The sequence below is a fragment of the Achromobacter sp. genome (assembly GCF_036567245.1).
Taxonomy (GTDB): domain Bacteria; phylum Pseudomonadota; class Gammaproteobacteria; order Burkholderiales; family Burkholderiaceae_B; genus Achromobacter.
In genome coordinates this window covers 1-11,639 of sequence record NZ_DATCUY010000609.1, presented here as the reverse complement: position 1 = coordinate 11,639, position 11,639 = coordinate 1, and the positions used below count along the sequence as shown (strand labels likewise).

Below are 11,639 nucleotides of genomic sequence, written 5' to 3'. Positions count from 1 at the left end.
ACGGCGCCAGGGCACAGAGGCCGGCGGCGCCCAGGGCGGCGAGCAGGCGCCGGCGTTGCGCGGCGTCGGGATGGTGATCGTGTTCGCTGTTCATCTGTCTTCCTCCTTGGGTGGCGCCCGGGTAGGAATGCAACCGCCTGTGCTGCCGTGGCGGATGTCGCCCGGGTCTGCTGGTGTTGTTTTGAGACGATGCTGCGGGGCGGCAGGACGGCGCGTCCGCACGCTTGCATGCGGACGCGCCGTTGCCGGGGACGACAGGCGCGACTAAGCGCTTTCGAAGATGCGGGTCAGGACGAACTCGCGGTGGCCCAGCGCTTCGGCCGCGGTCCAGCGGCCGTTGGCGGTGGCGAGCATGCATTCCAGCAACTTGTCGCCGGCCTGGTTCAGGTCGATTTCGCGCTGCAGCAGGCCGCTGGTGTCCACGTCTATGTGCTCGGACATGGTGCGCACCGTGCGCGGATTGGCGCAGATCTTGATGACGGGCAGGATCGGGTTGCCAATGACGTTGCCCTGGCCGGTGGGGAAGAAATGCACCGCGTAGCCCGAGGCCGCGCACAGGGTCACCATTTCGGCGGCGGCGGAGGACGAGTCCATGAACCACAGGCCGGGGCCATCGGGGATCTCGGCCTTGTCGATCACGCCGTCCACGCGGCATTGCTTGCCGATCTTCTGGATATTGCCCAGCGCCTTTTCCTCGATGGTGGTGAGCCCTCCGGCGATATTGCCCTTGGTGGGCTGGGATTCCGACAGGTCGCTGGTCTTCCAGCGGTCGATCATGGCCTGGTAGCGGTTGAACATGAACATGAAGCGCTCGCGCACCGCGTCGTTGGCGCAGCGCTCAGCCACGATGTGTTCGCCGCCGGTCAGCTCCGAGGTTTCGCCGAAGACCAGCGTGGAGCCCAGTCCGTAAAGCTTGTCGAAGGCATTGCCCACGGTGGGGTTGGCGCCACAGCCGGAAGTGGTGTCGGATTCCCCGCATTTGGTCGACACCCACAGATCGGCGATGGGACATTCGGTGCGCGTCAGGGCCGTGGCGTAGTGCACGAATTCCTTGGCGCAGCGCGAGGCGCGCATGATGGTGTCGTGGTCGCCGTGCAGTTCGATGCTGAAGCCCATGACGGGCTTGCCGGTGGCGGCGATGCCGTCCACCACGCGCTTGGTCCAGCCTTCCTCGATGCCGATCACCACCACTGCGGCAACGTTGGGATTGCAGCCGGTGCCGATGAGGGTGCGGAAGTGCAGTTCCAGGTCCTCGCCGAATTGCAGCCGGCCATAGGGATGAGGCAGGGCCAGCGTGCCCTTGATGTTATTGGCCACGGCTTCGGCCGCGGCGTTGGAAATGTCGTCCACGGGCAGGACGATGACGTGGTTGCGGACGCCGACGCGGCCGTTGTCGCGGCGGTAGCCCTGGAAGGTGGTCGAGGCGTTGATGATGGACATGGTGGATTCCTGTGCGGGGTGGAGGGCTTACCAGCGCTTGGTCTTGATGTTGTGCACATGGGCGTGCTGACCGGCCTGGATGGGCTCCACCACGCGGCCGATGTCGACGCCGTACTTGAAGACGGTGTCGCCCACGGCCATGTTCTTCATCGCCACCTTGTGGCCGATGGGAATGTCCTGCGAGGCGCGCACATGGATGATCTTGTCTTCATCCATGATCCAGGCGTTGAGTTCCGTTCCGGCGGTGACTCCTTCCACCACGGCGACCGCCACCGTGTCCTTGGCATCGTGCAATACGGCGTGAATCATTTGTCTTCCTCTTTTGGGCTGGGAGCGCAGGGCGCGGGTCAATACGGCCAGGAAATCTTAGGACCCGGTTTCTCTCATGTCAACTAAATCATATATATGAATTGTATGACTTGAGCAGGTTCCGTCCCCGCCGCTACACTGTGGGCATCCTGATTGATGCGATGCACCCATGAATACCAGCCTGTCCACGACCGTGCCTTTGGGCAGTCCCTTGTATGCGCAGGTCAAGCAGGCCGTGCTGGCCGCGTTGGCGCAGGGCGAATGGAAGCAGGGCGAGGCGATCCCGCCCGAGAAGCTGCTGGCGGAACGCTTCGGCGTATCCATCGGCACCTTGCGCAAGGCCATCGACGAGCTGGCCGCCGAGAACATCCTGGTGCGCCATCAGGGCCGCGGCACCTATGTGGCCGTGCATACGCGCAACCACCACTTCTTCAAGTTCTTCCGCATCGTGCGGCAAGACGGCGACAAGTCCTATCCCGCGACCGAGCTGCTGCGCTTTCGCCGCGTGCGGGCGTCGGCCATCGCGCGCGAGAAGCTCAATCTGCCTGCGGGCGCCATGGTGTTCGAATTCCTCAATGTGCTGTCGCTCAATGGCGACGTGGTGATGATGGACGAGATCTGCCTGCCGGAATCCTGCTTCCCGGGCATGGCCGAAGCGCACCTGCGCGACCGCGCCAGCACGCTGTATGCGCTGTACCAGGACGTGTTCGGCGTGAACGTGATCGCCACCGACGAGCGCCTGCGCACCTGCGTGGCGGAACGCGCCCATGCGCGGGCGCTGGGCGTGGCCGAAGGCAGCCCCTTGCTGGAGATCCGCCGCGTGGCGTTTTCCTACAAGCGGCAGGCGGTCGAATGGCGCATATCGCGGGTCAACACCGAGCGCTACGAGTACCTGGGGCAGGAGCCCTGGGAGGCCGGCGCCTGAATGACCGCCGCATGCGGCCGGCGGACCGGCGATGCCGCCCGCCGTTGCGGCGCGCGTCAGCAGTGCTAGAATTCCTGCCGCAGTACCAAATTTTTCGGCGCCGATTTGCCTGATCCGCTTGCGGGCGCCTTCCAATAAATCCAGCTAAAGAGGTCCGTATGACCACTCCTGCCCAGAATTTGGCCGGTGATTCGGCCAGCGGGTTCGTACCCGCACCCGTCACGACTTCCGATGCCGTTGATCCCGGTTCGGTCGGCCTCGTTGCCCCCACCTTCATCCGTTTCGATGAGCCGCTGCCTTTGCAGAGCGGTCAGTCGCTGGCCGCCTACGAACTGGCGGTCGAGACCTACGGCACGCTCAATGCCCAACGCAGCAACGCGGTCCTGATCTGCCACGCGCTGAACGCCTCGCACCACGTGGCCGGCCAGGCGGCCGACAACCCCAGCGACGTGGGCTGGTGGGACAACATGGTGGGACCTGGCAAGCCGGTGGACACCAACATCTACTTCGTGATCGGGGTCAACAACCTGGGCTCCTGCTTCGGCTCGACCGGTCCGGCCAGCATCAATCCGGATAGCGGCAAGCCCTGGGGCGCCGCTTTCCCGGTGCTGACCGTGGAGGACTGGGTGCAGGCGCAGGCGCGGGTCGCTGACCATTTCGGCGTCGAACGTTTCGCGGCGGTGATGGGCGGATCGCTGGGCGGCATGCAGGCGCTCAGCTGGGCCATCACGCTGCCGGACCGCGTGGCCAATTGCGTGGTCATCGCCAGCACGCCGCGCCTGTCGGCGCAGAATATCGGCTTTAACGAGGTGGCGCGCCGCGCCATCATCACCGATCCGGATTTCCACGGCGGCGACTACTACGCGCAAGACACGGTGCCGCGCCGCGGCCTGTCGGTGGCGCGCATGATCGGCCACATCACCTATCTGTCCGACGACGACATGGCCGAGAAATTCGGCCGCGCCCAGCGCGCTCCCGCCGAGAATGGCGCCTATCGCTACGGCTACGACGTCGAGTTCGAGGTGGAGTCGTACCTGCGCTACCAGGGCGAGAAATTCACCCGCTATTTCGATGCCAACACCTATCTGCTGATCACGCGCGCGCTGGACTATTTCGATCCCGCACGCACCACCGGCGGCGACCTGGCCCGCGCGCTGGCCCCGGCCAAGGCCGATTTCCTGCTGGTGTCGTTTTCGACCGACTGGCGTTTCCCGCCGGAACGCTCGCGCGAAATCGTGCGCGCGCTGCTGAAGAACGCCAGTCCGGTGACCTACGCCGAGATCGACGCGCCGCATGGCCATGACGCCTTCCTGCTGGAAGACGCCCGCTACCATGCGGTGGTTCGCGGCTATTACGAACGCATCGCGCGCGAGCTTGGCCTCGGCGATGCGGCCCAGACCGAAGGACGTTCCGCATGACTCCCGTGACTCCCCGCCCCGCGCACAACGTCCTGCGGCCCGACCTGGCGCGTATCGCGAGCTGGATCGAGCCTGGCAGCCGTGTGCTGGACCTGGGCTGCGGCGACGGCGCGCTGCTGGCGCACCTGCGCGACCACCGGCAGGTGCGGGGCGCTGGCGTGGAACTCGACGACAACTGCGTCATCGCTTGCGTGCGGCGCGGCGTCGAAGTGATCCAGCAGAACCTGGAAGACGGGCTGGCGCTGTTCGACGACAAGCAGTTCGATACGGTGGTGCTGTCGCAGACGCTGCAATCCATGCACCGGACCGAACACATCCTGCGCGAAATGGCGCGGGTGGCGCGTTTCGGCGTGGTGTCGTTTCCCAACTTCGGCTACTGGCCGCATGGTTGGGCCATCTTGCGCGGCCGCATGCCGGTGACGGGTCAGATGCCTTACCAGTGGTACAACACGCCGAACATCCACCTGTGCACGCTGCGCGACTTCGAACAATTGGCGGGTGAGGTGCGTCTCAGCATCCTTGAACGCGCCACCTTCAATGAAGAGCGCGAGGTGAAACTGCTGCCCAGCTGGCGCAGCACCCTGGCGGTGTACCGTTTCGCGTCGCCCTGACATTCCGACACGCATCCTGCCTGCAGCACGGGCGCAGAGGCCCTAAAATGCCGCAAGCCCGGGGCCGCTAGCGGCGCGCCGGCGCGTTTCAGGAGATCGTCATTACCGCAGCATCCAACGTCTACACCAGCCCCCGCGTGGCGCCTTTGCTGGTCCTGGGCTTTGCCAGCGGACTGCCGCTGGCCCTGACCAGCGGCACCTTGCAGGCCTGGGCCACGGTGGAAAACGTGCCGCTGCAGCAGATCGGTTTCCTGACCCTGGTGGGCAGCGCCTATACCCTCAAGTTCCTCTGGGCCCCGCTGGTGGACCGTTATGCGCCACCTTTGTTGGGCCGGCGCCGCGGCTGGATGCTGCTGACCCAGTTGCTGCTGGCCGTGGCCATCATGGCGATGGGCGCCTTGTCGCCGTCGTCGACATTGCAGACCCTGGCCCTGCTGGCCGTGCTGGTCGCGTTTCTGTCGGCCACGCAGGACATCGCCTTCGACGCCTATTGCACCGACGTGCTGCGCAAGGATGAGCGTGGCGCTGGCGCCGCCATCAAGGTCATGGGCTACCGGCTGGCCATGATCGTGTCGGGCGGGCTGGCGCTGATCCTGGCGGATCAATGGATAGGGTGGGGCAACACCTATGTGTTGATGGGCGGCCTGATGCTGCTGTGCGCGCTGGCGACGTTCTGGGCGCCGGAGCCGGAGCACGTCGCACGCCCGCCACGCACGCTGCGCGAAGCCGTGGGCGAGCCGTTGCGCGAATTCTTCACGCGGCGCGGCGCGCTGGCGGTGCTGCTGCTGATCGTGCTGTACAAGCTGGGCGACGCCTTCGCTGGGGCCTTGTCCACCACCTTCCTGATCCGCGGGGCGGGCTTCACGCCAACGGAGGTGGGCACGGTGAACAAGGTGCTGGGCCTGGCCGCCACCATCATCGGCGCGCTGGCTGGCGGATCGCTCATGTCGCGCTGGGGCCTGTACCGCTCGCTGATGGCCTTCGGCCTCTTGCAGGCAGTGTCGAATCTGGCGTACTGGCTGATCGCGGTCAGCCCCAAGAACCTTTGGCTGATGGCTGCTGGCGTGGGTATCGAGAACCTGTGCGGCGGCCTGGGCACGGCGTCCTTCGTCGGCCTGTTGATGGCGCTGTGCCGCCAGCAGTTTTCGGCGACCCAGTTTGCGCTGCTGTCGGCGCTGTCTGCCGTGGGCCGCACCTATCTGGCGGGGCCGCTCACGCCACCGCTGGTCGAAGCAATGGGCTGGCCTGGCTTCTTCCTGCTGACCGTGGTCATCGCGCTGCCCGGACTGGTGCTGCTGCATGTGCTGCGTGGCACGATAGAAACCATGGAAAAACAGGGCGACGAAGCCTAGGCTCTATCCGGCGTCCGCCGTCGAACAACGTCTGCAAGCAAAAAAAAACGGCGCAGAGGCGCCGTTTTTCATGCCCTGACCGAGTTACTCCTCGCCGAGCAGCCGGACGATCAGCACGTCGCTGGGCAGAGATTCCAGCAGCCGTTCGGCCACGCTGCCGATGGCGGTGCGCAGGATGCCGGTGCGGCCGTGGGTGCCGGTTACGACGAGGTCGGAACGGTGGTTGAACGAATACTCCGACAGCACGGTTTCCGGCTGGCCGCATTCCAGCACCACCTTGGGGGCGGCAACCTGGGCCAGCTCGGGCGTCTCGGCGATGAACTCCTGGGCGCTTTGTTCGGCGGCGTGATAGAAGCTGCGCGTGATGGCATCGTCCGGCGCCTTCTTGCCCTGGAAGGGCACATCGTAGGAGTGGAACAGCGTCAGATCCGCGTTCGGCACCAGTTGCAGCGCCGCGCGCAGGGCCTGGCGCGAGCCGGCGGAGAAGTCGGTGGCAACCAGCACGTCGCGGTACGGCCGGCGCGGACGGGTCTTGACGACCAGCACCGGCTGGCGCGCCTGGCGGGCCAGCTTTTCCACCGTGGTGCCCAGCAACAGGCGGCCCAGCGTTTCATCGCGCGCGGTGCCGGTGACGATCAGAGAGCAGCCGTAGCTGTCGGCGGTTTCCATGATGCGGACCAGCGGATCGCCGCTGACCACCACCACTTCGGTCGGCACATCGGCGGCGGCCAGGTCTTCGGCCAGCTCGCGCTCGGCCAGCGCCTTGTGGTCCGTCGACAGGCGCCGCCAGACCGGCGTGGTCAGGCGGGCTGACGTGGCATGGGATTCCATGACATGCAGGACGATGAGCTTGGTGCCAAGTTCCTTGGCCAGTTGCAGGGCGCGGTCGAGGGCGCGGTCGCCGCGCGCGCTCAGGTCGGTCGCCAACAGGATGGGGCCAGTTTGCTGTGTCATACGTTCTCTCCCGGTGATGGCCAGACCGCCGACTCCCGCGTGCGTACGCTCCGGCCGATTCGCCCTTGCGGGCATGTCCCCATTGTCCCGCGACCTTGCTGAGGGGGATTTGATCGATGTCAACGCAATGTCGAGGGTAAGGGATGGCGCGCGCGCAGGCAATGACCGCGCGCCGCGGCGCCGGCTTAATACAATGGGGTCAATTCAACTGCTGCCCGCCCCATGTTCCCGGACCTGTCGCCCACCCTGCTGCACACGCTGTACCTCGTCGCCATCGTGGCGGAAGCGATGACTGCGGCCCTTTCCGCCGGCCGCCGCGACATGGACTGGATGGGCGTCTGCATCATCGCCTGCGTGACGGCGCTGGGTGGGGGCTCGCTGCGCGACGTGCTGCTGGGGCACTATCCCCTGACCTGGGTGATCCACCCGGAATACCTGTGGATGACGGCGGGCGCGGCGATCGTCACCGCCCTGATCGCGCCGGTCATGCGGCGCCTGCGCAGTGTGTTCCTGCTGGCTGATGCGCTGGGCCTGGTGGCGTTCACGGTCATCGGCTGCCAGGTGGCTCAGCTGATGCAGCTGCCGGTCACAGTGGTGCTGATCAGCGGCATGATCACCGGCTGCGCTGGCGGGGTGCTGCGCGACGTGCTGTGCAACGAGGTACCGCTGCTGTTTCGCAAGGAGCTCTATGCCAGCGTGGCCTTCGTGACCGGCGGGCTGTACCTGGGTTCGCAGGCCCTGGGCCTGTCCGCCAACGCGGCGGTGCCGATTGCGCTGGCGGCGGGCCTGGCGGTGCGCCTGCTGGCTCTGCGCTTCAATTGGCAGATGCCGAAGTTCGTGTATCGGGACGACTGGGACTGAAAGCAGGGCGGCATGGCGCTCTGCAACAATTTTCTTATTTATGTTTCAAGAAATTTCTAGTATCTTCACAATGTCTCATACCATGCATTGCGCAGTACAAGGGGAGCCGATTGGATATCAAAGCGCCCGCCACGATTCCGTATTTTCTGCAGGAACAGATTCGTGAATTGATCGTGGACGGCACCATCCGGCCCGGCCAGCCGCTGCGCGAGCAGGAACTGGAGCAGCGCTTCGGCACCAGCCGCAGTCCGATCCGCGAAGCGTTGCGCCTGCTGGAATTGAGCGGCCTGGTCACGCATATCCAGCGCAAGGGCTTCCGCGTCACGCTCTACACCGAAGCGCAGATCCGCCACCTGTACTTGTTGCGCGCGGAGCTGGAAGCCTATTGCCTGCGCCAGGCGGCAGAGATCGACAATCTGGCGCCGCTGCTGGCCGAGCAGCGCGGCCATGACGCGGCCATCGCGGCGGCGCTGGCCGCGGGCGATGCGCAAGCCGCCATCGGAGCGGCGTGCGAATTCTATTTGGCCGCGGCCCGCAGCACGGGCAATACCCCGCTGGCCAGCATGCTTAACAAGCTTTACGAGCAGATCGAGCCGCTGCGCTACCTGCTGGCCAGGCAAGCGATGCCGTTCAGCGGAATTCAGATCTGCACCCGCGGCGTGATCGAGGCGCTGGCCGTCCGCGATGTCGAGCGCGCGGCCAACATGACGCGCAGCTATCTGGCGGACGTGCTGCCCGGCGTGCTGGAGGCTTATCGCTATGCTTCGCAGCAGGATGCGGAAGAGCCGGCCCCGCGCTACGGCCGCGCCTAAGCCGGCCGCGCCTGGCTGATTGAGCCTAAGCCCTCGGGGGCGTGCGGACTTCGATGCCCGTCTGCTCCAGCGCCTTGCGGATGCCGTCAGCGAAGATCAGCGCGTTCGGCTGGTCGCCATGGATGCAGAGCGTATCTGCCTGCACCGGCACGTCCTTGCCGTCGACCGAGCGCACCTTGCCTTCCCGCACCATGCGTACCACCTGTGCCACCGCCTGATCCAGGTCTTCGATCATGGCGCCCGGGCGGCTGCGCGGCGTGAGCGAGCCGTCGTCCTGGTAGGAGCGGTCGGCAAAGACTTCGTTGGCGGCAGCCAAACCGATGGCGCGAGCCGCGTCGATCAGCTTGCTGCCGGCCAGCCCGTAGAGGATCAACGAGGCGTCCACGTCCTTGACGGCCTGGCAGATCGCGCGCGCCAGGCCTTCGTCCTTGGCGGCCATGTTGTAGAGGGCGCCGTGCGCCTTCACGTGATGCAGCCTCGCGCCTTGCGAGGCGGCGACGCCGGCCAGCGCGCCGATCTGGTAGACCACGATGTCGTAGGCTTCGTCGGGGCTGAGCTGGATGACGCGGCGGCCGAACCCGGCCAGATCCTGCAGGCTGGGATGGGCGCCCAGCGCCACGCCGCGCGCCAGCGCGGCCGCCACGGTCTTGCGCATGGTGGCCGGATCGCCGCCATGGAAGCCACAGGCGATGTTGGCGGAGCTGACGAACTGCAGCACCGCCGCGTCGTTGCCCATGGTCCAGGCGCCATAGCTTTCGCCCATGTCGCAGTTCATGTCGATGCGGGTGGTCATGGCAAATTCCTTTCTAGGCCAGGAGCGCGCGCAATGGCGCCAGCGCGTCCTGCAATTGCGTGAAGGCGCGTTCGCGTTCGCCGTCCAGGCGCTGCGCTTCTTCCAGTTCGATCAGCTGGAAACGCAAGGTCTGACCGGGCGCGCACTGCGCCAGGACGGGCAGGTCCACCGTGGCGATCTGCGCGATCTTGGGGTAGCCGCCAGTGGTCTGGCGGTCGGCCATGAGGATGATGGCCTCGCCGCCCGAGGGCACCTGCACGGTGCCGAAGCAGGCAGCTTCCGACAGCATCTGGCGCGGCTGGCTCATGGACAGCGCCGGACCCAGCAGGCGGTAGCCCATGCGGTCCGACTGCGGGCTGATGCGGAGCTCCGCGCCGCCGCCGAAGGCCTGGCGGGTGGCCTCGGAGAACTCCTCCCAGTGCATGCCCGGCAGGAAGCGGATGAACTCGCGGCGCTTGGCGCCCAGCGCTGCGGGCAGATACACGCGCTGGTTCCACAGCGCTTCCTGCAAGGCGTCCAGGTCGCGGTTGGCGGCCAGCGGGGCATGCAGCGGCACCTGGTCGCCCTTGGCCAACGCGCGCCCCTGGAAACCGCCAAAGCCGCTGCGCAGGTAGGTGCTTTCGCTGCCCATGACGCGCGGCAGCGCAAAGCCGCCATGGACCGCCAGATAGCCGCGCACGCCCACGGCCGGCCTGGCGCCGAAGGCCAGCGTGTCGCCGGCCCGCGCCACCAGGGGGCGGTGGACCGGGATGTCCTGGCCGTTGAGCGTGGCGCCGAGGTCGGCGCCGGCCAGGGCGAAACAGGCCGGCGCGTCAAAGCGCAGGGTCGGACCCGTCAGGGTCATTTCCAGCGTGGCGTGTTCTTCGTGGTTGCCGGCCAGCGCGTTGGCCAGGCGGTGGGCGCGCTCGTCCATGGCGCCGGCGGCCGGGATGCCCTGGTGCTGGTAGCCCTCGCGGCCACGATCCTGGAAGCTGGACAGCATGCCGGGCTTGATCACGGTCAGGCTCATGGCCGGGCTCCCCGGATGCGGTCGAATTCCTCGGGGCCGATGGGCACGAAGCGGACCGAGTCGCCGGGTTGCAGCAAGGCGGCGGGCTCGCGGGCCGGGTCGAACATGGTAAGCGGGGTGGCGCCGATGATGTTCCAGCCGCCCGGCAGCCGGTTCGGGTAGATCACGGTCTGCCGGTTGGCAATTGCAACCGCGCCAGCAGGCACGGCGGTGCGCGGCGAGGCGCGACGCGGGATATTCAGTTTTTCGTCGTGCACGCCCAGGTAGGCGTGGCCGGGGGCGAAGCCCAGCATGAAGACCATGCTGCGGGGCTGGCTGTGCAGCTGGATCACGCCTTCGGGCGTGAGGCCGGCAGCCTCGGCCACCTCGGCCAGGTCGGGGCCGTGTTCGCCGCCGTAGCAGACCGGAATGTCGATCTCGCGTCCGCCCAGGGCATCGGCGGCAATGCCTGCGGAGAGCAACTGTCCGATGCGTTCGGCCAACTGCGAGTAAGTGGGGCTGCCGCTGGCGCCGGGACGGTAATGCACCGCCACCGCGACAAACGACGGCACCACGTCGGTCACGCCGGGAAGCCGCGCATCGCGCAGCTTCCCGGCCGCGGCCAGACAGGTCCTGCCCACGGTCGCGTCGATCTGGTCGCCAAAGGAAACGATCAGACAGCGGTCACCCTGGGGCAGGATGCGCCAGGAGGTTTCGGCCGGAGAAGGGGGTTCTGATAGTGCGTTCAACGACACGAAACCTGTAGGACGGATTTACTTGGCGAACAAAGAATCCATGTTCTTGAACGCCTTGAACTCCAGCGCATTGCCCGACGGATCCAGGAAGAACATGGTGGCCTGTTCGCCCACCTCGCCCTTGAAACGGATGTAGGGCTCGATGACGAATTCAGTGCCGGCGTCGGTCAGGCGCTGGGCCATGGCTTCCCATTGTTCCATGGAAAGCACGGCGCCGAAATGGCGCACGGGTACATTATGCGAGTCCACGGCGCTGGTGGCGCGGTGACCGCATTCGCTGGGCGCCAGGTGCGCCACGATCTGGTGGCCGTAGAAGTTGAAGTCGATCCATTCGGGCGAGCTGCGGCCCTCGGGGCAGCCAAGCAGGCCGCCGTAGAAGGCGCGCGCGGCCGACAGGTCGTGCACCGGGAAGGCAAGGTGG

The 11,639-nt window shown here is 66.5% G+C and carries 13 protein-coding genes and 1 riboswitch; of the genes, 6 read left to right on the top strand and 7 right to left on the bottom strand.

Annotated elements, in window-relative coordinates; translation table 11 throughout:
• Positions 1–264 precede the first annotated feature (264 nt).
• Both VIR09_RS25825 and VIR09_RS25820 read right to left on the bottom strand, forming a co-directional pair.
• Positions 265–1,440 carry a UxaA family hydrolase gene (locus tag VIR09_RS25825; protein WP_332015442.1) on the bottom strand — a complete coding sequence of 392 codons (1,176 nt, stop codon included), beginning with the start codon at positions 1,438–1,440 and terminating at the stop codon, positions 265–267.
• Positions 1,441–1,467: 27 nt separating this feature from the next.
• Positions 1,468–1,749 (bottom strand): UxaA family hydrolase, encoded by a 282-nt coding sequence (locus VIR09_RS25820; RefSeq protein ID WP_332015441.1) that lies wholly within the window; start codon positions 1,747–1,749, stop codon positions 1,468–1,470.
• Between the two features lie 169 nt (positions 1,750–1,918).
• On the opposite strand from VIR09_RS25820, the gene VIR09_RS25815 reads away from it, so the two are divergent.
• The 4 genes from VIR09_RS25815 (at position 1,919) to VIR09_RS25800 (ending at position 6,055) form a co-directional block, all read left to right on the top strand.
• Positions 1,919–2,674 carry a GntR family transcriptional regulator gene (locus tag VIR09_RS25815; protein ID WP_332015440.1) on the top strand — a complete coding sequence of 252 codons (756 nt, stop codon included), beginning with the start codon at positions 1,919–1,921 and terminating at the stop codon, positions 2,672–2,674.
• 87 nt (positions 2,675–2,761) lie between these two features.
• Positions 2,762–2,843, top strand: a riboswitch (SAM riboswitch).
• Positions 2,833–4,092 carry a homoserine O-succinyltransferase MetX gene (metX, locus tag VIR09_RS25810; RefSeq protein WP_332015439.1) on the top strand — a complete coding sequence of 420 codons (1,260 nt, stop codon included), beginning with the start codon at positions 2,833–2,835 and terminating at the stop codon, positions 4,090–4,092. (Overlaps the previous riboswitch by 11 nt.)
• Positions 4,089–4,703, top strand: coding sequence for a methionine biosynthesis protein MetW (gene metW / locus VIR09_RS25805; RefSeq protein WP_332015438.1), 615 nt, complete (start codon positions 4,089–4,091; stop codon positions 4,701–4,703). Before metX ends, metW begins: the two co-directional genes overlap by 4 nt.
• 95 nt (positions 4,704–4,798) lie before the next feature.
• Positions 4,799–6,055, top strand: coding sequence for a muropeptide transporter (locus tag VIR09_RS25800; RefSeq protein ID WP_414639466.1), 1,257 nt, complete (start codon positions 4,799–4,801; stop codon positions 6,053–6,055).
• An 84-nt stretch (positions 6,056–6,139) separates the two neighbouring features.
• Here VIR09_RS25800 and VIR09_RS25795 read toward each other — a convergent pair whose 3' ends face one another.
• Positions 6,140–7,009 carry a universal stress protein gene (locus tag VIR09_RS25795; RefSeq protein WP_332015437.1) on the bottom strand — a complete coding sequence of 290 codons (870 nt, stop codon included), beginning with the start codon at positions 7,007–7,009 and terminating at the stop codon, positions 6,140–6,142.
• Positions 7,010–7,231: 222 nt separating this feature from the next.
• Here VIR09_RS25795 and VIR09_RS25790 point away from each other — a divergent pair, with 222 nt between their 5' ends.
• Together VIR09_RS25790 and VIR09_RS25785 are read left to right on the top strand one after the other, a co-directional pair.
• Complete coding sequence (locus tag VIR09_RS25790) at positions 7,232–7,870, top strand: trimeric intracellular cation channel family protein (RefSeq protein ID WP_332015436.1); 639 nt, start codon at positions 7,232–7,234, stop codon at positions 7,868–7,870.
• Positions 7,871–7,980: 110 nt separating this feature from the next.
• Complete coding sequence (locus VIR09_RS25785; protein WP_332015435.1) at positions 7,981–8,682, top strand: GntR family transcriptional regulator; 702 nt, start codon at positions 7,981–7,983, stop codon at positions 8,680–8,682.
• Positions 8,683–8,707: 25 nt separating this feature from the next.
• Here VIR09_RS25785 and VIR09_RS25780 read toward each other — a convergent pair whose 3' ends face one another.
• The 4 genes from VIR09_RS25780 to VIR09_RS25765 all read right to left on the bottom strand — a co-directional run.
• Positions 8,708–9,475 (bottom strand): 5-oxoprolinase subunit PxpA, encoded by a 768-nt coding sequence (locus tag VIR09_RS25780; RefSeq protein ID WP_332015434.1) that lies wholly within the window; start codon positions 9,473–9,475, stop codon positions 8,708–8,710.
• 13 nt (positions 9,476–9,488) lie between these two features.
• A complete protein-coding gene (locus tag VIR09_RS25775; RefSeq protein ID WP_332015433.1) occupies positions 9,489–10,484 on the bottom strand; it encodes a biotin-dependent carboxyltransferase family protein in 996 nt (331 codons plus the stop codon).
• The gene (pxpB, locus tag VIR09_RS25770; RefSeq protein ID WP_332015432.1) at positions 10,481–11,212 is read right to left on the bottom strand and encodes a 5-oxoprolinase subunit PxpB; all 732 of its coding nucleotides are present in this window, start codon (positions 11,210–11,212) and stop codon (positions 10,481–10,483) included. Before pxpB ends, VIR09_RS25775 begins: the two co-directional genes overlap by 4 nt.
• 24 nt (positions 11,213–11,236) lie before the next feature.
• Positions 11,237–11,639: VOC family protein (locus VIR09_RS25765; RefSeq protein WP_332015431.1), on the bottom strand; the 403-nt coding region annotated here is incomplete at its 5' end.